The organism is Micromonospora sp. NPDC047740 (genome assembly GCF_043204735.1).
Taxonomy (GTDB): Bacteria; Actinomycetota; Actinomycetes; order Mycobacteriales; family Micromonosporaceae; genus Micromonospora.
The window spans coordinates 14,879-39,583 of record NZ_JBIDCT010000035.1 but is presented as its reverse complement, the minus strand read 5'-3'; the positions used below and the strand labels follow the sequence as shown (position 1 = coordinate 39,583).

The following is a 24,705-nucleotide window of genomic DNA, read 5'->3' as shown; positions in this document are numbered from 1 at the left end:
AACCACCAACATCACACCGGACCGGCCCCCACCAGCCCGGCGATGCCCCCTGCACAAGACCCGCCCTGGTCAGGCTCATTTTCCGGTCAGACGCTAGCTGTTCGTTGAACACCTCAGCGGGTGTCTTCCACCCGAGTGCCTTGCGGGGCCGAGCGTTGAGCGTGGCCGCGACGGCGTCGATGTCCTCGGCGCCCCACCGGGACAGGTCGGTGCCTTCGGGCGCTGAGCCAGGAAGGTCAGCCGTGTTCGCGGCCTGGTAGAGGATCACCGCGAAGGAATGCCTCGTACGCCTGGCGGACGTCGTCATCGATCTCGGGCCGCATGCCGCTGTAGCGCGTGTCCGCGCGGTCGCGGTGCGGTCCGGAGATCCAATACTCCTCGTCGGTATCTACGTCGTAGAAGTTGGCGTCAGACATGCCACGCCCGCGCCGGAGCGTCTTACCATGCCAGTAAGCCGTCTGCCAGCTCTTGCTGAACCGCACGTGACTGATCCACGCCGGCCCTTTGTCGGTGTCGTGGCCCGTCTTCAACTGAACGAACATCACACGGTCTGGCACGGCGAACATGATGACAGTAGAGGACTGGCGACGCAGCTCCAATTTGCGGTCAGTTGGCGGAATGGCGTCGGCATGACTGCTCGGCGAGATCCGCGCACCGGTCATGGGGGCTCATGCCGTAGAGCGGAGCTGCGTGGATGTCTGTGCCCGTACTCGTATCGCAAGCCGGCGTGTGCGATGAACTGAGCGGCGTGCGGCAGCACGGGGTGAGAGCTGGTCTCGCTTGCGGCCATCCGGCGAATCACCCGATTCAGCTTGCCGGGGGCGCTTGCGACCGCCGGCCAGTTCCACCCGCGGGATCACCGAGTCGCGGCACGGCTGTCGCCCACGCTGCGGCATGCTTCTCGAGGTTGTGGTTGGTATGGCTCCATCGCAGTTCCTGTGCCCCGACCGGTCCAGCTGCTGAGTAAGGCTGGCCTCGATGTCGACGGCGTAGCCGGGGATCAGATCGCCGATGTGCTGGCCGTGGGTGAAGCGTTCGGCGCGGCGGCCGACCCGGTCAGCGTCAAGATCCGACTACTGAGGGTGACCGAATTGGTGGTCGAGTCGCCGCCCGCGTCGCGGCAAATGAGTTCACCGATGCTGGAGCAGCCCGCGTTTGGCCATATAGGCACGCAACGTCTCGGCGTCCTCGGCGGACATCAAGCGGCGTGGGATCACGGTCGCCGGCATCCGGCCGACATACACGATCCAGAACTCGGGCGTGTCCCTTACCTGGGCGACCCCGTCCCAGGCGATGCCGCCGGACTCCGAGCCGCTGCGCATCATGATGTTGTCGTCGGTGATGTCGTAGGCGCCCTCGACAGCGTATTGACTGGATCGGCGCCGAGCGCGCCACCGCACCCACGGCGAGTACAGCATCGACAGCAGGCCACCCGCGACCATCGCCAAGCACAGCGGCGAGATCTGATCGCCCCACCCGAACCCCTGCGAGACGGCGAAACCGATCGCCCCGACCGCCGCCAGCACCGCGCCGATATAACCGTACCTGCGCAGCCGAACGCTGCTGAGCGCGGCCGCCACGCGGCCTGGGTAGGCGGGATCGGCTGGGACGTCAAAACGGATGTGCACGCCAGAACGATAGTGCCCCACCCGCCCCGGCAGTGCCTGACTCGCGCCCCGCCGGCCGGTGAGTAGGTCACTGGTCCGGCCCCCGGGCGGCGCTGTGGACACCACAGCCTGGCTTGGCGGTCTCCGGGCCCCCGCGGTCAGTCGTCGATCGCCTGGTAGACAGCGGTCCAGAAGTCGAGCCACGTCGGCAGCCTCTGGTCGCCCGCGTGCGCCCGCTGCATGATGAAGATCGTCGTCATGTCCTCGGCGGGATCGTTGTACCAGGCGGTGCCGTAGAAACCGGGCCATCCGTAGCTCCCGACCGAGGGGCCGAGGTGCGTACGGCGGGTGCGGACCGACATCCCGAAACCCCAGCCCATGGTGTCGAAGTACCCCGGCCAGAACCCGGAGACCGCCTTCTGCGCCGCGGTCAGGTGGTCGCTGGTCATCAGGGTCACCGATGGCCGCGAGAGCACCCGCTCGCCGTGGTGGGTGCCGCCCGCGAGCAGAGCCGAGGCGAAGGCGAGGTAGTCGTCGGCGGTCGAGACGAGCCCGCCGCCACCTCCTTCGAACGCCGGCGGCCGGCTCCACTGCCCGTCGGGGCCGTCTTCGACGACCGGCTCACCAGTGGCGGCATTGTCGCGCTCGTACGCCGTCGCCAACCGGCCGATGCTCTCGCCGCCCACGCTGAAGGCGGTGTCCTTCATCCCGAGCGGATCGCAGATCCGCTCGCGCAGGGCATCCCCGAAGGACATGCCGGTGGCCCGGGCGATGAGCACGCCCGTCACGTCGGCGGCGGTGTCGTACATCCAGCGCTCACCTGGCTGATGGACGAGAGGGAGCGTGCCGAGCCGGCGGATCCACTCGTCGGGCGGCGGCTCGCCGGGTGTGTTCAGCGCGTCGGCGATCGGGACCGTTCCCGGCTCGGCAGGGACCATGCCGGTGCCGAGGGTGAAGGTCAGCAGATCCCGCAGCGTTATCGCGCGATTCGCCGGCACGGTGTCGTCCAGTGGCCCGTTGGGATCGGCGAGCACGGTCATGTCCGCCAGCTCCGGGAGGAGGTCGTCGACCTGGTCATCGAGGCGGAGGGTGCAGTCCTCGACGAGCGTCATCGCACACGCGGCGACGACCGGCTTCGTCATCGAGGCCATGCGACAGATCGTGTCGCCTGCCGGCCGGACGCCGATAACGGCGTCACGCCGCGTAACGTTCGCGCCGCCGATAGGCGTGCACCGCCGCCGAGGTTTCGCGGCGGCCTGGCGCACGTGACGATGTTGGTGGTGTCTCGGCGTACGTTCCACGACATCGCCGCCAAGCTGCGCCCGTATCAGCTTGTGACGTAGCGAGGGCTGCCCGTCTCCGATACCGTACCCCGGTCCCACTTCCGCCCTTCGATGTACGGGGGATACATGAGAATGCGTGCGGTAAGGCGCGCTGGCGTAAGTTCACTGGCGCTATTCGCATCCGCCACCCTGCTCGCCACCAGCCCGGCGTATGCAGAGCCTGGTGGCGCCGACCTGGAGCTGACTACCTCGGCCACTTCCGTGACCGCAGGCGACTCGGTCAGGGAACTGACCACCACCGTGGTTAACAAGGGCCCGGCTGACGGCTCGTACTGGACCCTTGAGTACGACCTCAGCGGCCTGGACGACAGCAAGGTCACGGTCGGGGCATCGCAGCAGCTCGGCTGCGAGCGCAGCGGCGAGAAGCTGCTGTGCCGGGAGGAGCCCGGGCTTGCTGTCGGGAACAGCTTCCTGCAGAAGACCCCGTTCGCGCTGACGCCTGTGGTGGGCAAGACGGGCGCCGCCGGATCCTTCACCGTCACCGCGGTGTCGGATTCCGACCCCGACCAGGCCAACAACTCGGCGACCGTCACGGTCGACGTGCCGGCCAAGGGCGTCGATCTGGTGGCCGTGGCCGAGGACGTGTACCAGGTGACCGACGACGGGGAGTTGACCGACAAGCCGGTAGCGCCGGGCGGCAGCAGCTTCGTCCTCGGCGCCGTCGGCAATGTCGGGGACACCATCGCCAAGGGCCTCAAGGTCTCCGTCGCGCTGCCCGAGCACGTGACCTTCGCCGAGGCGGAGCCGGGCTGCACCTACGGCACGGGCAATCGCACAGTCACGTGCGACTACGAGGACGTCACGCTGGTGCCGATCGACCAGGACAGCGGTAAGGACGACGACATCCTCTCGGTCGTGGGCATCGTCTTCCCGGTGACCGTGGCCAAGGACGCTCCCGGACCGGTGGTGCTGAAGGGCGGAAAGCTCACCGGTGTCGCCCTAGCCACCCAGACCGAGGTCAGCCCCGCCTCAGTGGCTCGCAGCACGAACGGCAAGCTGCCCAAGGGCCTCAAGGCCCAGTCGGCGATCAACGTCAGGGACGCCAACCCGGCCGACAACACTGCCGAGTTTCGGGTCCACGTCGGCGCTGCGGGCGGCAGCGGCTCGGACGGTGACGGCTCGGGCGGCTCGGGCGGCGGCCTGCCGGTGACCGGCGTCCAGGCCGGGCTGATCGGTGGCATCGGCGCGGGCGTCGTGGCGCTCGGCGCGGTGCTCTTCCTCGTCACCCGCCGACGCCGGCTCGTCCTGACGGCCCCCGATGACGAAGTACCGAACGCCTGACGGCCGTCTGCCGTCTGGATGAGAACCCATTGAGGGGTGGGGTGGCTGAGACCGCCCCACCCCTTCACGGCAAACGGCGATGCCCGTGCGGTCTTGTCGTCGACCACGACGGTGGACGCCGGTGTCCAGGTGCGTGGCTCGGTATCAGGCCCAGGTGCCGGCGGTGTTGACCGCGGCGGGCGTTGCGTCGCGGCGTACGGCGTGCCGGGTGGCGATCAGCAGGACCAGGAGGCCGGCGAAGCTGAGCGCGGCGCCGTCCCACAGCGTGGAGGTGTAGCCGAGTCCGGCGGTGATGGTCACGCCGCCGATCCAGGCGCCGAGGGCGTTACCGACGTTGAAGGCGGCGATGTTCGCGCCGGAGGCCAGCGTGGGCGCCTGCCCGGCGTACTGCATGATCCGCATCTGCAGGCCGGGCACGGTGGCGAAGCCGAACGCGCCCATGAGCGCCAGCGAGACGACGGTCATGATCTGGCTCGGCGCGGTGACGGCGAAGATGACCAGGACCGTGGTCAGTGCGGCGAGGACGGCGGTGAGCGTCGCGGGCACCGACCGGTCGGCGGCCTTGCCGCCGAGGGTGTTGCCGGCGAACAGGCCGACGCCGAACAGGACCAGCAGCCACGGGACGGTGGCGGCGGCGAAGCCGCTGACCTCGGTCAGGGTGTATGCGATGTAGGTGAACGCGCCGAACATGCCTCCGAAGCCGAGGACCGTGATCAGGAGCGAGAACCACACCTGTGGGTGGGCGAAGGCCTTGACTTCGTGGCGTAGCCCGCCGGTGCTGGCGGTGGCGGTCTGTGACGGGACCAGGGCGGCCATGCCGACCAGGGCGACGACGCCGATGGCGGTGATCGCCCAGAACGTGGATCGCCAGCCCAGTTGCTGGCCGAGGAACGTGCCGAACGGGACGCCGAGCACGTTGGCGGCGGTGAGCCCGGTGAACATCATGGCGATGGCGGCTGCCTGACGGGACGGTGCGACGAGGCTCGCCGCGACGACCGAGCCGATGCCGAAGAAGGCGCCGTGGCTCAGGGCTGCGAGGATGCGGCCGACCATCATCAGTTCGTACGTCCCGGCCAGCGCCGAGGCCAGGTTTCCGGCGACGAACAGGAGCATCAGCCCCGTCAGGACGTGCTTGCGGTTGAACCGGGTGACGGCGGCGGTCAGGCCGATCGCACCGACGGCGACGGACAGGGCGTAGCCGGAGATCAGCCACCCGGCGGCGGATTCGGTGACGGCGAAGTCGGTGGCGACCTCGGGCAGCAGGCCCATGATCACGAATTCGGTGAGGCCGATACCGAACCCACCGATCGCAAGAGCGAGCAGGCACAGTGGCAGCTTCTTCGGTTCAGCAGACATCAGTTCTCCCGTTGCGGACATGTAGCGCGCCTGCAACTACCGGCGTGCGCAACAGAGATACTTGCGCACGCCGCCTATCGGCGCAAGCGTGCCACTGGTCACATAGCTGGCGACTGCAACAATCGGCGTACGCGGCTAGAATTGCGGCGACAGCGCTGGGACCCGATCCGGACGGTCGGCGACAAACGGTGACAGCAAGGAGTACAGGACGTGGGCATCCGCGACGACGCGGTCGAGATCCGCGCCCAGGGCTGGCGGACCCTCGCGGCCCTGCACGGCCTCATCGACACCGCCCTGGAGAAGGCCCTGCTGGCCGAGCACCACCTCTCGGTCGTGGAATACACCGTGCTCGACGCCTTGTCGCGCCAGGACGGCTGGCACATGCGCATGCAGCAACTCGCCCGCGCCGCCGCCCTCTCCGGCAGCGCCACCACCCGGCTGGTCAACCGGCTGGAGGACCGTGGCCTGCTCACCCGCATCCTGTGCCAGGACGACCGCCGCGGTATCTACACCGAACTCACCGAGCAGGGCTCGGCCCTGCTCAACCAGGCGCGCCCGACGCACGACGAGGTTCTCGCCAACACGCTGGCACAGGCCGAGAACCTTCCGGAGCTCGCACCGCTGGTGGACGCGCTGCACCAGCTACCGGCACAGACGTCGCAAGCCCCCGCCTGACGGGGAGGATGTACGACAGGGGCCTGCCTCGGTAACGGCTTTGTCAGCGGCGGATCCGCGCGCACGTTTCTCGGTTCGGTCAGCCGTCCAGGGCGAGGTCTGCCACCTCGGCGGCGGATCCCCAGGACAGGGTGACCCCCGCCCCGCCGTGGCCGTACGCGTGCACCAGCCGGCTGCCGGGTGGGCCCGCCGGGTCCGGATCCACCTCGACCCGGGGGCCGCCGTGCCGGGCCGGCCGCAGCCCGATCCGCTCGCCGAGCACCGGCGCGTCGGCCAGCGCCGGCACCAGCGCGACGCAGCGGCGCCGGATCGCCGCCGCCGTGTCCGGGTCGGGCGCGGTGTGCCCGACCCCCGGCTGGTATGTGCCGCCGAGCACCACGTCGTGCCGGCGCGGGTGCACGTACGTGATCCCGGCCGGGTCGTCCTCGTCTCGCACCGAGACCGTCAGGCCCGGGTTCGCCACCAGCACCAGATGCCCGCGCACCGGGTGCACGGCCGGGTCGGCGGCGAGCTGGCCGGCGGCCAGCCCCGTCGCGTTGACCACCGTCGGCGCGGTCTCGAACGCGTCGGCGAGCCGTCGCACCCGGCGGCGCAGCACCCGCCCGCCGCCGGCTTCCAGCCGCTGCCGTAGCCAGGCCAGGTACAGGCTCATCTCGACCGTCGGCGCCGTGAACCGCAGCAGCGCCGTGTACGGCGGCCGCACCGCCTCGGCCACCAGATCCCCGCACGCCTCCGCCCACCACGGCGGACTGGCGTACGGCTGGCGCAGCAGCATCCGGGTCGGCCGGTTGACCACCCCCGGCGCGCCGTCCGCCGCCTGGCGGCCCAGCTCCGTATGCGTCTCCCGCGCCCAGCGCAGCACCCGCGGGTCCTGGTCGGTGTGGCTCGGATACCAGACCGCGGCGGCCACCGTGGACACCGTGTCCGCCGGGTCGTCGGCGGCCAGCACGGTCACCCGCGCCCCCCGCTGCTGGAGGGTGACCGCCGCCGTCATCCCGATGACCCCGCCCCCGACCACCACCACGTCCGTTGCCGCCATCATCGTCCGCTCCCGTCGCTCGTGCCGTTGGCCTCGGATCGTCACCGTTCCGACGGGCCGCCGTCCAAGACGGATCGGGTAGCCGGCGATAAGCGCCGCTTATGATCGGCCCATGTTCGACTCGCCGGCCCTGGACGTCTGGTCGGACCTGCGGCGGCTGCGTTACTTCGCGGTGCTCGCCGAGGAGCTGCACTTCACCCGGGCCGCCGCCCGGCTGCACATCGCACAGCCCGCGCTCAGCCAGCAGATCCGCGCCCTGGAACGCCAACTCGGCGTGTCGCTGGTACACCGCACCAGCCGGGGCTGCACGCTAACCGAGGTGGGGGCGCGGATCGCCGGCGAGGCAGCCCGGCTGCTCGTGGAGGTGGACGCGGGCACGGCCCGCATCCGAGACCTGGTACGCGGGCGGGGCGGCCGGCTCCGGCTGGCGTACACCCGGTCGGCGCGGGGCGGCCGGGTCGACGCATTGGTCGCCCGGTTCCGGGCTGCCCACCCGGACGTCGAGGTGGTCCCGGAGACGGCCTGGACGGCGCCGAACGTGGCCGGCCTGCTCGCCGGCCGGCTCGACGCGGCGTTCGTCCGCCCGCCGGTCGACGAGCCCGCGCTGGCCTGCCGGACCGTCGACACCGAGGAACTGCTGCTTGCCCTGCCTGCGGGTTACACTCTCGCCGCCGGTCGCCGTCGGATCAGCCGGGCCGAGGTGGTCGACCTGCCGGCCGTGATGTGGCCGCGCGAAAACGGCCCCGGCATGTTCGACCGCACGATCGCCCAGGTCTGGCCGCACGGCGGCTTCAACCTTGTCCGACAGGAGCCGGACGACGAGCAACTACTGCGGGCGGTGGCGCAGGGAGACGTGGTCGCGGCCGTCCCGGCCGGCCGCGCCCGCGCGCTGCGGCTGCGCGATGTACGGCTGCGCCGGTTCACCGCCCCGACGCCCACCGTGGACGTGGCTCTGTGCTGGCCCCGCGACAGCACGAACCCGGCCCTGCGCCGCTTCCTCGCCCTGCTCGACTGAGGCCGGCGAGACGACGGTAGACGTCACGGTCGCTGGAGAAGCAGATGTCGGGTGCCGTGACGCCGCAGCCGACCGTTGACGCCTAGCCTGTTGAAAATTGCCAGGCGCTGCGGTGGAATAGTCGAAATGTTTCACCATCGATCTTCGCGGATGAAGGTGGCGCCATGCCAGTCCACCCACCGTTCGGCGAGGTGACCTCCCACAACAGTTGTCGTTGTTGTTCCACACCCCTCACGGAGGCAGCGCATGTCAACTCATCGGCACGAGGTCGACCGTCGTACCCTGCTCAAGGCAGGTCTGGGTACTGGAATCGCGGCGATCGTCGGCACTGACCTGTTCGTGGCGGCACCAGCGGGCGCCGCGCCCAGCGCCATGTTCCCCTGGATCATTGACTGCGACACATGGGGCGCGCGCCCGCCAAGGGGAGCGATTCAGATCACCGGCAACACCACCAACAAGATCATCCTGCATCACATGGCGTTCCCGAACGTCACGGACTACTCGCGCGACCACGCGATGCAACTGGCGCGGGACTGCCAGGACCTGCACATGGACGGCAACGGCTGGGTGGACACCGGACAGCACTTCACGGTCAGCCGTGGCGGCTACGTGCTGGAAGGTCGCCGCCGCAGCCTGGAGACGCTCGACGCGGGCGCGCACCAGGTCAGCGCCGCACACTGCCCGGGCGAGAACGGGAACGCGATCGGGATCGAGAACGAGGGCACCTACATCACCGAGACGCCGCCGGACGCACTGCTCGACGCGCTGGTGAGGTTGTGCACCGCCGTGTGCCAGCAGTTCCGGCTGCAGCCATGGGACATCTTCGGCCACTGGGACTTCTACCCCACCCAGTGCCCGGGCATCGCCTTCTACCGATTGTTCCCGATGGTGCGCTCGCGCGTCGCGGCCGCACTCGGCACACCAGAGTCGGACATCCCCGCGCGCCGCTGGCCCGACATCTGGCGTTTCGTTGACGGCCCGGTTGTGCAGGTCGCGCAGTACCTGCTCGCGGATCTCGGGTACCCGCTGACTCCGAACGGCAACTTCGGCTATGACATGAATCCCGTCGTGGCCGACTTCCAAGCCAGCCACGGGATTCCGGTTGACCCGGACGCGACCTTCGACGCGGCCACCTGGGAAGCGCTTGTGCCGACACTCGAGAAGGACGCCAGCGGTCTTCCCGTCAACGCGGTGCAGTTCCTGCTCGGCCGCAAGGGGTACGACGACGTCACGTTGACCGGCGACTTCGACCACAACACCATGAAGGCGGTCCAAGACATGCAGCGCCTGCACGGCCTGGTACCCAATGGGAAGGTCGACGTGGACACCTGGTGCGCGATTGTCGGCGGCACAGTTCGTTCGGCCTTCCAGCACTGAACGCCGCGAACTCAACCGGCCGCCCTGTAGCTAACCTTCTTGACGATATATCGACGTGTAGCTAAGTTTCAGTCATTCGGACTGAGAGGTCGTCGTCCATGAAGGCTCGACTCGGCACCGCGTTCGTTCTGCTGGCCGCTCTGGCGACCACCGTCCTGCCACTCCCCGTCCAGGCCTCCGCCGCGCCTGTGGACCCGCCCACCGCCGCCGAGCACGGCTGGGTCACCTCGACCTTGCGGCACATGAGCCTGGAGCAGAAGGTCGGCCAGCTCTTTTCCACCTACGTCTACGGCGCTGACGCCGCCGAGCCCACGGCCGCCGACCGGGCCGCCAACCGGACCGCGTTCGGCGTCGAGACGCCGGCCGAGGTCATCGACCGGTTCCACCTCGGCGGCGTCATCCTCTTCTCCTGGTCGCACAACCTGGACAGCCCCCGGCAGATCGCAACGCTGTCCAACGGGCTCCAGCGCGCCGCCCTCGGTGACGGCGCCAAGGGTCGGGTGCCGCTGCTCATCTCCACGGATCAGGAACAGGGCGTGGTGCTGCGGATGCCGGCCCCCGCCGCGCAGTTCCCCGGGGCGATGGCCCTGGGCGCCGGGCGGTCGCCGGAGGCCGCGTACACGGCGGCGGAGATCACCGGACGGGAGCTGCGGGCGGTCGGCGTCCGCCAGCCGTACGCGCCGATCGCCGACGTCAACATCAACCCGGCCAACCCGGTGATCGGCGTACGGTCCTTCGGCGCCGACCCCGCCCTGGTGGCCGAGCTGACCGCCGCACAGGTCGGCGGGTTCCAGGACGGCGCTGGCGTGACCGCGGTAGCGAAGCATTTCCCCGGCCACGGCGACACGTCGGACGACAGCCACACCGGCCTGCCGGTGATCGACCACAGCCGGGCGGAGTGGGACCGGATCGACGCGCCGCCGTTCCGGCAGGCGATCGCCGCGGGCGTCGAGTCGATCATGACCGCCCACATCGTGGTGCCCGCGCTCGACCCGTCCGGCGACCCCGCGACATTGTCGCCGGCGGTTCTCACCGGCGTGCTGCGCGGTGAACTGGGCTTCCGGGGAGTCATCGTCACCGACGCGCTGAACATGGCCGCCGTGCGCAAGAAGTACGGCGATGACCGGGTACCCGTGTTGGCGCTCAAGGCCGGCGCCGACCAACTCCTGATGCCGCCGGACCTCCAGCTGGCGCGGTATGCGGTGCTGCGGGCCGTCGCCACCGGCGAGCTCACCGAGCGGCGCATCGACGAGTCGGTCCGGCGCATCCTCGCCATGAAATACCGGCAAGGGCTGGCCGGGTCGCCGCTGGTCGATGTCGACGAGGCGGTACGGACGGTCGGCGCGCCCCAGCACATCGCCGCCGTCGCCCGGGTGACCGACGCGACCCTCACCGCGGTCCGTAACGACGCCGGGCTGCTGCCGCTGGCCCACGCGAACCGGTCGGTGCTGGTCACCGGTTGGAACAGTGCCGCCTTCGCTCCCATCGCGACGGTCGCCGGCGGGTTCACCGCCCGCGGTGCCCGAGCCACCGCCCAGCCCGCGACCCTGCCGTCGGACGCGCAGATCGCTGCGGCGGCCGCCCAGGCGGCGAACCACGATCTCACCGTCGTGCTGGTGAACAAGGCGTGGGACAACGTCGTCACAGACCCACGTGGCACCCAGCGGCGCCTCGTCGCGGCGCTGGTCGACACCGGGAAGCCCGTGGTGGTGGCGGCGGTCCGGGATCCGTACGACATCGCGTACCTGCCGGGTGTGACCACCTACGTGGCGACCTACTCATACACCGTGGCGGCGATGGACGCCCTCGTCCGCGCGCTGCACGGCGAACTGTCCCCGAGCGGGCGGCTGCCCGTCACGATCCCCACGTCCGAGGGCGTGGGCACCGTGCTCTACCCCTATGGCCACGGCCTGACCTGGTAGGAGGCGACGCATGCAGCGTAGGAATGTCCGCACCGGTGCGGTCGGTGTGGGAGCGCTCGGCGCTGGCGCGGGGAGGAGATCCGCAAACCTGTGCCCCCGCCCGCTGCTCCGCACGGTTTCGCTCGGCCTGACCATGGCCCTCCTGGGCGCGGCGATGCCAGCCGCCGGGGCGCCCGCCGCCGCCGTGCCGCCCCCGGCCGGGTCCGGACCGCCGGCCGTCACCCCCGCCGACATCCAGTTCCGTGCGGACACGCTGCGGCGCGGCAGTGCCCGCGAGGTTGGCCTGCTCCCCGACCACGTGGATCGCCTCCCCGCCGACCTGGCGGCATATCTGCAGCCGACCCCGGACCACCCCGGTTATCCCGCGTACACAGGTGCCGTGGTCCTGGCGGCCAAGGACGGCGTGATCGTGCAACACGCCGCCGTGGGAGCGGCGGTCAAGTACGCCGCCGTCGGGCCGCCTCCCGAGCTGGTCGGGGTGGAGCTTCCCGCTGACCAGCAGATCCCGACGCGGCCCGACACGATCTTCGACATGGCATCGGTGTCGAAGCTGTTCACCACGATCGTCACCATGCAGCAGGTCGAGCGGGGGCGGGTGGACCTGGACGCACCAGTGGCCAGCTACGTCCCGGAGTTCGCGGCCGGCGGCAAGGCGGCGGTCACCGTACGCATGCTGCTCACCCACACCTCAGGTCTGCCCGCATTCACGGCGCTGTGGAGCAGGTACCCGACGCCGGCCGAGCGGTTCGCCGCCGCGCTCGCCACGCCGCTCACGGCACCGCCCGGCACCCGGTACGTCTACTCCGACCTCGGCCTGATCGCGCTCGGCGTACTGCTGGAACGGGTGACCGGCCGGCCGTTGGCCGAGTTGGTCCGCGACGGAGTCACCGCGCCGCTCGGCATGACCGACACCGGCTACAACCCGGGACCGGAGCGGCGGTCGCGGATCGCCGCGACCGAGTACCAGCCGCACGCCGGGCGCGGCATGGTCTGGGGCGAGGTGCACGACGAGAACGCCTGGTCGCTCGGCGGCGTGGCCGGGCACGCGGGGATCTTCTCCACCGCCGCGGACCTGGCCGTCCTCTGCCAGGCACTACTCAACGGCGGCGATTATCGCGGGCAGCGGATTCTGCGGGAAGACACCGTGCGAGCGATGCTGGTCAACTACAACGCATCGTTGGAGTCCGCCTATCCGGAAAGCGACCGTGGGCTCGGCTTCGAGCTCAACAAGCACTGGTACATGATGGGGCTCTCCTCCCCCGTGGCGTTCGGGCACACCGGCTTCACCGGCACGTCCATCGTCATCGATCCACTCTCCCACTCGTTCGTCATCCTGCTCAGCAACCGGGTGCACCCCGATCGCGGCTGGGGCAGCAACAACGTCGCCCGGCGCGTGGTCGCACGCGACCTCGCCGAGGCGATGCCGGTGCGCCCCCGGTCGCGCGAGGCCTGGCGGGCCGACCCGCGCGACCTCGCGACGAGCACGCTCACCGCTCCGCTGCGCCGGGCGGCGCGAAGCGGGACGGCGAGCTTCCTACTCTGGTACGACACCGAGCCCCGTTACGACAACGCCCGGTTCGAGGTCTCCACCGACGGAGGGCACACCTGGACTCCGGGGCGGATGCTGCTGCACAACGGGGGCCGAAGGTGGACCAGCGACGGCACGGTAACCGGCTACGGCGGCCGGGCCTGGTGGCAGGTCACGGTCGAGCTGCCCGACCAGGCGACCCACCTGCGGTGGATCAGCACCACCGACGGCTCCGGCCAGGGCCGCGGGGTCTACGTCGACCAGATCGCCGCGACTGACCGGGACGGAGTGCTCTTCCAAGGCGAGGGCGGCGACGACTCCCGACTCATCGCTGACGGATGGTCACCCGTCCGTGACTGACCTGGCGGAGGCCTCTTATCGCCATCGGGGTATGGACCCGGTTCCACCAGCGGATCGATGGTGTTCGTGGAACGATAGCGGGCGTGGCAACTGCGAAAACTGCTAAGCCTGCTATCTCGCCGCTGGCTGGCGAGCCGATCAAGCGTGCCGATGCCGAGCGGCTCGCGGGAGTGCTGAAGGCATTCGCCGACCCGGCCCGACTGCGGCTGCTCAGCCTGATCCAGTCCGCCCCGGAGGGCGAGGCGTCCGTAAGTGACCTCACCGCGCCGCTCGGTCTCTCCCAGCCGACCGTGAGTCATCACCTTCGGATCCTCACCGAGGCCGGCCTACTCGAACGCGAGAAACGCGGCGTCTGGGCGTACTACCGCGTGGTGCCGTCCGCGATCGCGGCGATAGCCGACCTGTTGACCCCACCCCGCAAGCGGCCGACGAAGAGGACTCGCTGAGCGGCGCTGCCGAGGACCGCGCTGTCGCAGCGGGCGGGCAGGATGATGCGGTGCGCATCATCCCTCGCTTCGTGGCGTCCTTCCGCGTGCCGGCGAACGCTCCTCGCGTACCCGGTTCCTCCCGCACGGCGGACACACCTGCCCTTCAACGGTGGCCGCATCGCCGGCTCGTGGTGATCCGGCAGGACGACGAACTGTTGGCGTACGACCTGGACCGGCTCGTCGCCGGTGACGGCGCTCCCGCCGCCCGGTTTCCGGCGCCCTGGCCGCGTGGGGCGGGCGGGATCGATGCGGTGAGTCCCACCCTCGACCTGGCGGTCTTCAGCGGTCAGCGTGCGCTGCACGCGGTCGACGCCGCCGGCGCACCGCGCTGGCGGGTGCGGCACGCGTGCTGGAGCTCCTGCTCGTCCTTTCACGACTCCTACGCCGAGTACGCGGGCAGCGAGGAGCACCGCCATCCCGATCATGGTTCGTGCTGGATCAGTGCGGACGGCTCCACGGTGTGGGCCCACGTACCCACCCCGCTGCCGGACGACGTCGAGCCGGAGTTCGACGAGGAGTGGCTCGTGCTCGACGCCGTCGACGGTCGCATCCTGGGGCGGGCCTCGACCGGCACCGCGACCGCCGGCTCCCACCACATCGCCCACCCGGAGCCGGGCCAGATGGGCCTGAGCGTCGGCGAAGGCCAGGATGGCTCGCCGCTGCGGTGGGGCCGGTGGGACGGCGCTCGACTCACGGTCACCCGCATCGGTGACGATGATCGCTGCCTCGTCGATGTCAGCCCCTGTGGGACGCGGCTCCTCACGATCGCTCACTGGGGAAGGGAGCCGGCAATCCATCGCCTTCCCGATGGCGCGGTGACGCACGAGGTCGCCGACTACCAGCTTTCCCCGCATCTTGAGGCGCTGTCGGACGCCGAGGAGGAGCCCTTCTGGGGCTACCAGTGCGGCTTCGTCGACGAGCGCACGGTTGTCGCGAGCACCATAGCGGGGAACGGGCATACGCGGCACTGGCTGATCGACACGGCGCGGGGGGACGTGCTCGGCCAGGTGGAGTACCCGATGCCCGTTTCGGAGGACCCAATGGCGCTCGGCGACGGCACCTGGCTCACCTGCGGCGAGGACCCGTTTCAGCTCCTGCTGTGGAGTCCTCAGTGAACTCCCGGCATTGATACACCCCCTAACCGGCTGGCTGATCAAGCACTGCCTTCTCGCCGGCCCGGACGGCGAACGGCAGCATGTTCCCCGGGGGCGGCAGTGGGCAGATGAAGGCGTCGGAGAACGCACACGGCGGCAGGGTGACCCGGTTGAAGTCCAGCGCCACCGGCCCTGCCACCGTCGGCAGGGGCAGCAACAGAAACCGGGCCGCGCCGTAGCTCTCGCGTCCACTGGTGGCGTCCCGGAACGTGATGTGTGCTTCGCCCTCGTGACCGGTGTACAGCGCGACCAGTTCGGCCTGCTGGCCGTCGATCGTGAAGGTGAACGTGCCGACGACCGGGTAGTCCACCAGCCGGTCGGAGTGGCTGTGTTCGGTGCGCAGCGTCTGGTCGGCGTCGGCCGGGGTGAACTCGGCGGTTACCACCCAGGCGGGGTCGGGGGCGAACGCGTCGATGCCGGCGAACCGGCGAACCGCCGGCGCGTGCGGGTCGTAGGTCCGTACCGCCAGGTCGGCGCCGCGGCGGATGATCTTCAGTTCGACATCGCCGACCATGAGTCGCTGGTCGGGCCGCAGGAGGCCCTCGGCGGTCGGTACGCCGCCGACGAGCAGGCCTTCGGCGCCGGACACCCGCACGTCGGTTCCGTCGGCCCACCAGGTGCCAGGTATCCCGTCGATCTGGGTGCGCCCCACCAGCCAGTGCGTGCCGGTCAGCGTGAGGTCCCCGCCCGGCGCCGACACGGCCGCCTCACGGGCGGCGCGCCAGGTCCGCCACTGATCAACAAAGGTCACGGTTCCTCCAGCAGGTCGAGCGGCAGTTGCGGGATGGCCGCCAGCAGGGCACGGGTGTACTCGTCGGCGGGGTTGGTCAGCACGTCCGCGGTCGGGCCGCGCTCGACGACGCGGCCGTGGCGCATGACGAGCACCTCCTGGCACAGCTGGCTGACGATCGCCAGGTCATGCGAGACCAGCACGAGCGTGAGCCCGAGCCGGTCAACGAGATCCTTGAGCAGGTCGATGATCTGCAGCCGGACCGAGACGTCGAGGGCGCTGACGGGTTCGTCGGCGAGCAGGATCCGCGGGGCCGGTGCGAGCGCCCGCGCGATGGCGATGCGCTGGCGCTGACCGCCGGAGAACTCGTGCGGGTAGCGCCGTCCGTCTTCCGGGCGCAGACCTACCGCGGTGAGCACCTCGGCGACGCGCTCGGCGCGGGCTGACCGGTCCGTACCGATGCGCAGCGAGCGCAGCGGCTCGGCGACGATCGACGCGACCGACATGCGGGGGTTCAACGACGACCGGGGGTCCTGGAAGACGACCTGGACCTGCCGGCGGAACGCGCGGTGTCGGCCCCGGTCGAGGGGCTCGCCGGCGAAGCGGATCTCGCCCGAGGTCGGGCGGTCCACGCCGAGCAGCTGCCGCAGCAGGGTCGACTTCCCGGCGCCCGACTCGCCGACGATCCCGAGGCTGGTGCCCGGCCGCACGGTGATGTCCACCCCGTCGAGCGCCGGGCGGGTGCGGCCCGGGAACCATCGGGTGAGCTGATGCCCGGTGAGAATCGGATCGCTCATCGGTCCTCCCTGCGCACGTCGGGGCGGGCCAGCCGGGTCACCCTGGCGGCGCTCGCGACGAGCTGCCGGGCGTAGCCGGAGCGAGGCCGGTGCAGCACGTCGTCGACCGGGCCGGATTCGACCAACTGGCCCGTGCGCATGACCAGGAGACGGCGGGCCAGTCCGGCGACGACCGGCAGGTCGTGGCTGATGAACAGCAGCCCCACCCCGGTCTCCTCGATCAGCTCGTCGAGCAGGGTGAGGATCTGCGCCTGCACGGTCACGTCCAGCGCGGTCGTCGGCTCGTCGGCGATGAGCAGCCGGGGCCGGCAGGCGAGAGCCATCGCCAGGGCCACCCGTTGTCGTTGGCCGCCGGAAAGCTCGTGCGGCAGGGCCCGTACCAGCCGGGCCGGGTCAGGCAGGTGCACCCGGCCGCACCAGTCGATTGCGCGGCGCTCGGCGTCGCTGCGGTTGAGGCCCTGGTGCAGCCGCAGCGGGCCGGCGATCTGGCGGCCGACCGGCATCAGCGGGTCCAGGGCGGTCAGGGGCTCCTGAAACACGATGCTGACGGTGCGGCCACGGACCCGACGCCACTGCCGGTCCGGCGCGCCGAGGAGGTCCTCGCCGTCGATGAGGACGCGGCCGCTCGTACGCATGCCCGGCGGTAGCAGTCCCAGCAGCGCCAGCGCGGTCAGCGATTTGCCCGAGCCGGATTCGCCGATGAGGCCGACCCGGTCGCGGGCGGCGAGGCCGAACGAGACGTCGCGAACGAGCGCCTGCCCGTCGAGCGTGATGGTCAGCCCGGTGGTCTCCAGGATGGTCATCGGTGCGCTGCCTGCCTTTCCTGCCGTAGCTGCGGGTCGAGGACTTCCCGCAGGCCGTCACCGAGCAGGTTGACCCCGACGACGGTGACGGCGACGGCGAGGCCGGGCAGCAGGACGTTCCACGGGGCGACGCTCACCGTCGACTGCGCCTCCTGGAGCATGCGGCCCCACGACGGCGCGGGCGGCGGGGTGCCGAGCCCCAGGTACGACAGCGACGCCTCGGCGATGACCGCGACGCCGAAGGCGAGGGTGGCCTGCACCAGCAGGGTGTGCCAGATGTTGGGCAGGACGTGCCGGACCAGGATCATCAGTGGTCCCGTGCCGCAGGTACGCGCCGCGAGGACGTAGTCCTGGGTGAACACACGGCTCGCCGAGATCCGGGTCAGCCGGGCCACCTCGGCGGAGACGCCGATGCCGATCGCGCTGATCGCGACTGCGGCCGACGCGCCGTACACGGTGACCAGCAGCATCGCCAGCAGCAGGGTCGGGAAGGCGATCACGATGTCGATCACTCCGACGACGGTGTTCTCGAGGAACCGGCCGGCGGCCGCCGCGAGCAGGCCCAACGGGATGCCGATGATGAACGCGACCGCGATTGAGGCCAGCCCGATCCACACCGCGGTACGCGCGCCGAGCATCAGCTGGGTGAACTGGTCGCGGCCCAGGCGATCGGTGCCCGCCCAGTGCCGTGCGGACGGGTCTGCCAGCCGGGCCGCCGGGTCGGTGTGGTCCAGCCCGTACGGGGACCAGACCAGCGACACCAGCGCCAGGGCGAGAACCGCCAGCAGCAGCGCCGAGCCGAGCACGAACGACGGCGAGCGCCAACCTCGGCGTGGCCGGGCGGGGGTGTCGGGCGCCGCGATCGTTTCGACCGCTTCGACCAGAGGTGTGCTCATGCCGAACCTCGCAGTCTCGGGTCGACCAGCCGCTGCGCGACGTCGACGACGAGTCCCACCACCAGCACGGTCGCCGTCATGAGGAAGACCGTGCCCTGCACGATCGGCAGATCGCGGGCCTTCACGCTGGTCAACAGCAGCGAGCCCAGGCCGGGCAGGGCGAAGACGCTCTCGATGACCACGGTGCCCAGCAGTGAGCTGGCCAGCAGGATGCCGAGGATCTGGACCACGGTTGCGGCGCCGTTGCGTGGTCCGTGCCGCCACAGCGCCCGCGGCAGGCTGTACCCGAGGGAGCGGGCGGTGCGCACGTACTCCTGGCTCAGCACATCGAGCGTCGCCGAGCGTACGTAGCGCACCAGCACCGACCCTTGGGCGATGGTCAGCGTCGCCACCGGCAGGACCAGTGACTGGAGCGCGGCTTGCGGGTCCTGCCAGCCGGTGCGGGGAAACCCGCCCGGCGGCAGCGCCCGCCACCGCACCGCGACCAGCCAGACCACCACGATCCCGACCCAGAAGATGGGCAGCGCGATGCCCACCTGCGCCAGCGTCGACACCGCCACCCCGAGCAGACCTCGCCGCCGTATCGCCGCGAACACCCCGATCGGTACGGCCACGACGATCGACAGGACGAACGCGCTCAGCGCCAGTGGCACGGTGACCGGGAGCCGGCCGGCGATCTGATCGAGCACCGGCATCTGGGTGAACAGGCTGTCCCCGAGGTTCCCGGCGACCAGGTCGCCCAACCAGTGGCCGTACTGTGCCAGCACCGGCCGGTCGGTGCCGAGCTGGTGCCGGATCGCATCGATCTGGTCCGGGGAGGACCCGACCGCCAGCAGCGTGACGGCCGGGTCGCCCGGTAGGACCCGGAGCAGGAAGAACACCGCCGAGCCCGCGACGAACAGCGAACCGATCAGCCAGGCGACCCGACGGATGAGGTAGCTGAGCACCGCTTACCGCCTAGCGTTTGGTGATCGGTGCGACATAGAAACTGTCCGTGGTGTTGTTCTTCTGGTAGCCGCTGACCGAGGTGCTGGCGACCTTGATGGCGGGGTCGAGGAACAGCCAGGCGCTCGCCGCGTCCTCGGAGATCTGCCGTGCCACCTTCTTCAGCAGGGCGGTCTGCTCGTCGGGTGTCGCGGCGGTCTCGGAGTCCTTGACCCACTGCTGCACCTGCGGGTTGTCGTACTGCCAGTAGAACGTCGGGTCGCCGTACCAGACGAGGTCGCGCTGGTTGACGTGGGTCATGATGGTGGCCTGGAAGTGGTGGTTCTTGTAGACCTTGTCGGTCCAGGTCGCGTCGTCGACGGGGTTCAGCGTGATGGTGATACCGGCCTGGGCGAGCTGGCTCTTCAGCCCCTGCGCGATGATGTTGACCGCGTCCGACGGTACGTAGTCGACGGTGAAGGACAGCCCGTTCGCGTACCCGGCCTTGGCCAGCAGTTGCTTGGCGCCGGCGACGTTGTGGTCGTCGATGCTGGTCAGGTCCTCGTACCAGGGGTCGGTGGGCGGCACCATCGAGCCGATGACCTGGCCGCGGTCGGCCCACACCGCCGTCAGCAGCGCCTTGCGGTCGATGGCCTGCCGGATGGCGTGCCGTACGTCGGGATTGTTGAACGGGGCGACGGCGTCGTTGAAGTTGAATAGTTCCTTCGTCGTGGACGTGCCTTCCACGATGGAGAACTGCGGCTGGTTGTCGAACTGGGTGAGCACATCCGGCGAGGACACCTGGGTCACCAGGTCGAGTTGGCCGGCGAGCAGGGCGTTGTTCTCGGCGGTGGCGTCCTTGAAGAAGCGGTACACCACCTGCTTGTTGCTGGCCTTCGTGCCCCAGTACTTGTCGTTGCGGGTCAGCGTGATGGAGTCACCCTGTTTCCAGGAGGTCAGGGTGTACGGGCCGGTGCCGATCACAGTCGTCTCCGGGTTGCCGGCGTCGGGCTTGGTGACAGCCGCGCCGGTGCTGGTGAGGTAGAACAGGAACGACTGCGACCGCGTCGACAGGGTGACCTTGACGGTGCCATCGTCCGGTGCCTCGATCGTCTTCATGATCGAGAGGTTCTTCTTGCGGGCGCTGGTCGACTCGTCGGACGTCACGCGCTTGAGCGCGGCCACCACGTCGCTGGCCTTCAGCGGGGTGCCGTCGGAGAACGTCACGCCGGGCTGCAGGTGGAACGTGTATACCGTGCCGTCCGGCGACACGTCCCACGACTTTGCCAGCAGCGGCTCGACCTTGCCCTCGTCGGTCAGGACGGTGAGCCCCTCGACGACGTTGCGCAGCAGCACCTGGGCGTGGCCGGTGTTGCCACCCTTGATCGTATTGAGCGTCGTCGGCTCGTTCAGCGAACCGACCGTGATCGTCGCGTCGGCGGCGCCTGTCGACCCGGGGCTCGTCGACGAGCCGCAGGCGGCGAGCAGCAAAGCGAGGGTGGCGGTGGCCGCGAGCGCGCCGAGCGGGCGCAACCGGCGTGCGAAGGGTAGGCCAGCCGAGGGCCTGCGGTGAATGGTCATGTCCTTACTCCAGGCAGACGGAACCTGCGTCGCGCGAGCGCGGGACGCGGTGATTGAGGCTCACAAATGAGGGCAGATCAGACGTTGATGACGGCGCGCGGGCAGCGGGGCGCGACAGCCACGGGCGCGGGTCGGAGTGTCAGGCCGTCAACAGCAGCAGATACGGCGCGCGGCAACGACACGGACCGCAAGCGGGGTCCGGTCCAACGACGGCGCACTGTTCACGCAGGTCAGGCTACATGATCACGTAGTTGGGGCGGCAAGCCGGCGATCGTGTCCTTTGACACAGGTCCGAATCCCGTTCGCAATCCGCCAGCGCGGAGTGCCGGCACCAGCGGGACCTTCCGTCGCGCTATTTGCACCGCTCACCGCATTGTGTGGGCCGCTCACAGTTCGAGCGGCATAGATGGGGACCGCGCCATGACGCCGGGGAGAAGGATGCGCGATACCGCCTGAAGTATCCGATGCAGCAGGTCAAGGAGGAACAGCATGTCCCCCACTGCGGATTTTCCGGCCGACGACCTCACGGAGCCCGACCAGCCACGGGCTTGCGGCCCCACCGGCTCCCGATTCACCCCGTCCCGCCGAACCGTCCTCAAGGCTGGTGCGGGCGCCATACTGGCAGCGGCCTTCACTCAAGCGGCCGCGCCGAGTGCCCGCGCCGGCAGCCCCGATCCGGGCGGCAACACCCGCGTCGACACCGGAACCGACTTCGCTGTCGCACCGTCTCCAGACGGGCGCATGCTCGCGTTCGACATGCTCGGCGTGCTGTGGGTCGTCTCCGCCTCGGGCGGCACCGCGCGCCGCCTGACGTCCGACCTGTACGACATCGCTCAGCCGGACTGGTCGCCCGATGGATCCACGATCGTGTTCCAGTCGTACCGGGATGGAGTGTTCAACCTGTGGGCAATCCGCCCCGACGGGTCAGGCATCACCCAACTGACGAAGGGCCCGTTCGACCACCGCGAACCGAGGTACAGCCCCGACGGGCGTCGCATCGCCTACTCGTCCGACCAGGGCGGCTCGTACGGCATCCATGTGCTCGACCTCGCCACAGGCTCCACCCGAGCCCTGGCCGAGACTGCGGCCGAGGAGTACGAGCCGGCTTGGTCACCGGACGGATCTCGCATCGCATTCGTCGTAGCGGACACCCGCATCGATGTCGCCGAGGTCGCCACCGGTGCCCGCACCACGGCGGTCGTGGTGCCGGCCGGCCAGGTGATCCACCAGCCGTCGTTCCTGGCGAACGGAACCGACATCGCCTACCACCTGCTCAATGCGGGCCGCAACGAACTGGCCTCGACGGCAGGCACCCTGGTCACCGGTGAGGAGGTGTTCCCATTCCAGGCCAGGTTCACGGCCGACGGCCGGTACCACTACAGCTCGGCCGGCAAGATCCGCACGCGTCGCCTCGGCTCGGCCACCGCCGGGACCGTCGGATTCACCGCAGCGCTGACCGCCACGGTCGCGAAGTACCGCAAGACCACCCGGGTGTTCGACGCACCCGGCACCTTCCCTGTCATTGGCATCGGTTCCCCGGCGGTGTCCCCGGACGGGACCATGGTCGCGTTCCGCGCCCTGAACGACATCTACCTGATGCGGCTCGGGGAGAAGCCGGTACCCCTGTTCGGGAACCGCTGGTGGAAGGCCGACCCGGACTTCTCGCCGGACGGTAAGCAGCTGGCCTATGTCAGCGACCGAACCGGCACCTTGAACATCTGGGTCCGGGACCTGAGCTTCGGGGTCGACCGGCAGCTGACCTACCTGACCGAGTCCGCGGCCCTGTCGGTGCGGTGGTCGCCAAGCGGTGAGGAGATCGCCTATCTCGACCAGGATGGCGGTCTGTGGGTATTGAACGTGTCCACCGGCGACGTGCAGCAGGTCTTCGGCGCGACGTTCGAGCCGGGCCGGCCCACGTGGTCCCCGGACGGGAAGATGATCGCCCTGGCGGCCGTCGTGCCCTACTCGCGCCGCTACCGGGAGGGTCTGTCGAAGATCCTCGTGGTCGACCGTGCCACGGGCGCCGGCAGGTACGTCGACCCCGCCCCGCACAGGTCGCTGCAGACCCGCGGTGACGACGGGCCCGTCTGGTCCCCGGACGGGACGATGCTCGCATTCGCGATGGAATCGTTGATCTGGGTGCTCCCGGTCGACCGGAGCGGACACCCGACCGGGCCGGCACGCCAGGTCACGAGCGAACTGTCCGACGCACCCGTCTGGACGGGCGGCTCTTCCACGCTCCTGTACCTGTCCGGTGGCCAGCTGAAGACGGTCCGTGTCGACGGCGGGGCCGGCCGGACGATCCCGGTCCAGCTGCGCTGGCGCAACGACCCCGGCCCCGACCAGGTCGTGATCCACGCAGGCCGGATGTGGGACGGGTCGTCCGCGACAGTGGCCCGCGATGTCGACATCATCGTGCGAGGCCAGCGGATCGTTGCGGTCGAGCCGCACCGCGAGGGCCGCAGCGGCAGCCTCGTCGACGCCAGCGACCGGTTCGTCATGCCCGGACTGATCGACATCCACCACCACCGCGAGATGCAGGGCTACGCGTACGGGTCGCGGCAGGGGCCGCTGTGGCTCGCGCTCGGCATCACCACGACCCGCTCACCCGGCTCCCCGGCCTACCACATGGTCGAGGAACGCGAATCGGTCCAGTCCGGCGCCCGACTGGCGCCGCGCTATCTGGCCACCGGCGAGGCCGTGGACGGGCCTCGCATCTACTACAACTTCATGCGCCCGACATTCACCCACGCCCAACTGGCGCTCGAGCTGGAACGGGCGGCCAAGCTCGACTACGACCTGATGAAGTGCTACGTACGGCTACCGGTCGTGTGGCACAAGGAGGTCATCCAGTGGGCACACCGGCAGGGCAAGCCGGTCACGTCGCACTACCATTACCCGGCGATCGCAATGGGCGGCGACGGAACCGAGCACGTCGGCGCCACGAACCGGTTCGGCTACTCCCGGACCGTCACGAACGTCGGATCGGCGTACTCCGACGTCATCGCCATGTTCAACGCGTCGAAGATGGCCCGCACGCCAACTCTGTTCGTATCGTCGACCCTGTACCGGGAGGACATCTCCCTCGTCACCGACGAACGAGTCCGGCGACTCTACCCGAACTGGCGAATGGAGAAACTGCAGGCGTCGGTCAGCTCTGCGCAGACGACGGACCAGACCGTCAACCGGCAGAACCTTGCCAACCAAGTCGCGCAACTGGTCGCGATGGTCCGTGGTGGCGGCGTCGTCACCGCCGGGACCGACGCCCCGATCGATCACCTGGCCATCAGCCTGCACATGAACATGCGCGCGATGGTGAAGTACGGCCTCACGCCGCTGGAGACCCTGACCAGCGCAACGTCGACGTCGGGGGATTTCCTCGGGCAGCCAATCGGTCGAATCGGCAAGGGCATGCTGGCGGACCTGGCCATCGTCGACGGCGACCCGCTGACTCGGATTGAGGACGCCGCGAACGTCACCGCGGTCGTCGTGGGTGGACGGCACCACACCGTCGCAGGCCTGATCGCCCCCTACCCGACCTCCACGACGACCAATCAGCCGCCACCGGCGGCATCAGCACCCAAGGGCAAGGTCAAGCAGCGCGTGCCCGCACACGCCAGCACGGCCGCGTACTGGTGGAACACCCCGGAGGAGCTCGAACGGGCCCGGATCTCCTGCGGCCACGACCACTAGCGTCGAGCCCTCCCTGGAACCGCGCCCCGGACCGGTCCGGGGCCCATTCGCACCGAGATGACCCCCATCCGGTGCGTACGCCGCGGTGATCCGCCGAGCAGGTTGGCCCGGCGGATCACCGCTGCCACAAGCAGGC

General features: G+C 70.0%; 20 protein-coding genes and 1 pseudogene. 9 read left to right on the top strand and 12 right to left on the bottom strand.

All coding sequences use genetic code 11. From position 1 onward, the window contains the following. The 4 genes and pseudogenes from ACGF4F_RS36160 to ACGF4F_RS36145 form a co-directional block, all read right to left on the bottom strand. A pseudogene (locus tag ACGF4F_RS36160) lies at positions 1–220 on the bottom strand (hypothetical protein); the annotation flags it as partial. A gap of 16 nt (positions 221–236) precedes the next feature. Continuing rightward, positions 237–662 (bottom strand): hypothetical protein, encoded by a 426-nt coding sequence (locus tag ACGF4F_RS36155; protein ID WP_387424413.1) that lies wholly within the window; start codon positions 660–662, stop codon positions 237–239. 468 nt (positions 663–1,130) lie between these two features. Beyond that, entirely contained in the window at positions 1,131–1,628 is a 498-nt protein-coding gene (locus ACGF4F_RS36150; RefSeq protein WP_357446686.1) for a YcxB family protein, read from the bottom strand. 137 nt (positions 1,629–1,765) lie between these two features. Continuing rightward, a complete protein-coding gene (locus ACGF4F_RS36145; protein ID WP_393084811.1) occupies positions 1,766–2,872 on the bottom strand; it encodes a serine hydrolase domain-containing protein in 1,107 nt (368 codons plus the stop codon). A gap of 279 nt (positions 2,873–3,151) precedes the next feature. Between ACGF4F_RS36145 and ACGF4F_RS36140 the strand changes: the two genes are divergently transcribed. Next, a complete protein-coding gene (locus ACGF4F_RS36140; RefSeq protein ID WP_393084808.1) occupies positions 3,152–4,231 on the top strand; it encodes a cell wall anchor protein in 1,080 nt (359 codons plus the stop codon). A 144-nt stretch (positions 4,232–4,375) separates the two neighbouring features. Here the strand turns inward: ACGF4F_RS36140 and ACGF4F_RS36135 are convergent, their stop codons facing one another. Next, positions 4,376–5,587: an MFS transporter gene (locus ACGF4F_RS36135; protein WP_393084805.1), complete on the bottom strand. Its 1,212-nt coding sequence runs from the start codon at positions 5,585–5,587 to the stop codon at positions 4,376–4,378. Between the two features lie 210 nt (positions 5,588–5,797). Between ACGF4F_RS36135 and ACGF4F_RS36130 the strand changes: the two genes are divergently transcribed. Then, positions 5,798–6,262, top strand: a complete 465-nt coding sequence (locus ACGF4F_RS36130) for a MarR family transcriptional regulator (protein WP_357446674.1) — start codon at positions 5,798–5,800, stop codon at positions 6,260–6,262. A gap of 79 nt (positions 6,263–6,341) precedes the next feature. Here the strand turns inward: ACGF4F_RS36130 and ACGF4F_RS36125 are convergent, their stop codons facing one another. Next, complete coding sequence (locus tag ACGF4F_RS36125) at positions 6,342–7,304, bottom strand: FAD-dependent oxidoreductase (RefSeq protein ID WP_357446671.1); 963 nt, start codon at positions 7,302–7,304, stop codon at positions 6,342–6,344. Positions 7,305–7,413: 109 nt separating this feature from the next. On the opposite strand from ACGF4F_RS36125, the gene ACGF4F_RS36120 reads away from it, so the two are divergent. From ACGF4F_RS36120 to ACGF4F_RS36095, 6 genes are all read left to right on the top strand, one after another. Further along, complete coding sequence (locus ACGF4F_RS36120) at positions 7,414–8,316, top strand: LysR family transcriptional regulator (protein WP_393084801.1); 903 nt, start codon at positions 7,414–7,416, stop codon at positions 8,314–8,316. A 246-nt stretch (positions 8,317–8,562) separates the two neighbouring features. Then, a complete protein-coding gene (locus ACGF4F_RS36115) occupies positions 8,563–9,693 on the top strand; it encodes an N-acetylmuramoyl-L-alanine amidase (RefSeq protein ID WP_357446665.1) in 1,131 nt (376 codons plus the stop codon). Between the two features lie 98 nt (positions 9,694–9,791). After that, a complete protein-coding gene (locus ACGF4F_RS36110; protein WP_357446662.1) occupies positions 9,792–11,615 on the top strand; it encodes a glycoside hydrolase family 3 N-terminal domain-containing protein in 1,824 nt (607 codons plus the stop codon). Between the two features lie 10 nt (positions 11,616–11,625). Next, complete coding sequence (locus tag ACGF4F_RS36105; protein ID WP_357446659.1) at positions 11,626–13,503, top strand: serine hydrolase; 1,878 nt, start codon at positions 11,626–11,628, stop codon at positions 13,501–13,503. Positions 13,504–13,586: 83 nt separating this feature from the next. Next, positions 13,587–13,949, top strand: coding sequence for a metalloregulator ArsR/SmtB family transcription factor (locus tag ACGF4F_RS36100; protein ID WP_357446656.1), 363 nt, complete (start codon positions 13,587–13,589; stop codon positions 13,947–13,949). Positions 13,950–14,146: 197 nt separating this feature from the next. Next, positions 14,147–15,106, top strand: a complete 960-nt coding sequence (locus ACGF4F_RS36095) for a hypothetical protein (RefSeq protein WP_357446653.1) — start codon at positions 14,147–14,149, stop codon at positions 15,104–15,106. A gap of 22 nt (positions 15,107–15,128) precedes the next feature. Here ACGF4F_RS36095 and ACGF4F_RS36090 read toward each other — a convergent pair whose 3' ends face one another. Genes ACGF4F_RS36090 through ACGF4F_RS36065 form a run of 6 tightly spaced genes read right to left on the bottom strand, consistent with a single transcriptional unit; the run spans position 15,129 to position 20,876 of the window. Continuing rightward, positions 15,129–15,896 (bottom strand): DUF1684 domain-containing protein, encoded by a 768-nt coding sequence (locus ACGF4F_RS36090; protein WP_357446650.1) that lies wholly within the window; start codon positions 15,894–15,896, stop codon positions 15,129–15,131. Beyond that, positions 15,893–16,672, bottom strand: a complete 780-nt coding sequence (locus tag ACGF4F_RS36085) for an ATP-binding cassette domain-containing protein (RefSeq protein ID WP_357446647.1) — start codon at positions 16,670–16,672, stop codon at positions 15,893–15,895. The genes ACGF4F_RS36090 and ACGF4F_RS36085 overlap by 4 nt, the downstream gene beginning before the upstream one ends. Further along, complete coding sequence (locus tag ACGF4F_RS36080) at positions 16,669–17,475, bottom strand: ABC transporter ATP-binding protein (protein WP_357446644.1); 807 nt, start codon at positions 17,473–17,475, stop codon at positions 16,669–16,671. Before ACGF4F_RS36080 ends, ACGF4F_RS36085 begins: the two co-directional genes overlap by 4 nt. Further along, positions 17,472–18,371, bottom strand: a complete 900-nt coding sequence (locus ACGF4F_RS36075; protein WP_357446641.1) for an ABC transporter permease — start codon at positions 18,369–18,371, stop codon at positions 17,472–17,474. The genes ACGF4F_RS36080 and ACGF4F_RS36075 overlap by 4 nt, the downstream gene beginning before the upstream one ends. Next, the gene (locus ACGF4F_RS36070; RefSeq protein WP_357446638.1) at positions 18,368–19,318 is read right to left on the bottom strand and encodes an ABC transporter permease; all 951 of its coding nucleotides are present in this window, start codon (positions 19,316–19,318) and stop codon (positions 18,368–18,370) included. Before ACGF4F_RS36070 ends, ACGF4F_RS36075 begins: the two co-directional genes overlap by 4 nt. A gap of 10 nt (positions 19,319–19,328) precedes the next feature. Continuing rightward, positions 19,329–20,876, bottom strand: coding sequence for an ABC transporter substrate-binding protein (locus ACGF4F_RS36065; RefSeq protein WP_393084793.1), 1,548 nt, complete (start codon positions 20,874–20,876; stop codon positions 19,329–19,331). Between the two features lie 741 nt (positions 20,877–21,617). Between ACGF4F_RS36065 and ACGF4F_RS36060 the strand changes: the two genes are divergently transcribed. Then, a complete protein-coding gene (locus ACGF4F_RS36060; protein ID WP_357446632.1) occupies positions 21,618–24,569 on the top strand; it encodes an amidohydrolase family protein in 2,952 nt (983 codons plus the stop codon). Positions 24,570–24,705 lie beyond the last annotated feature (136 nt).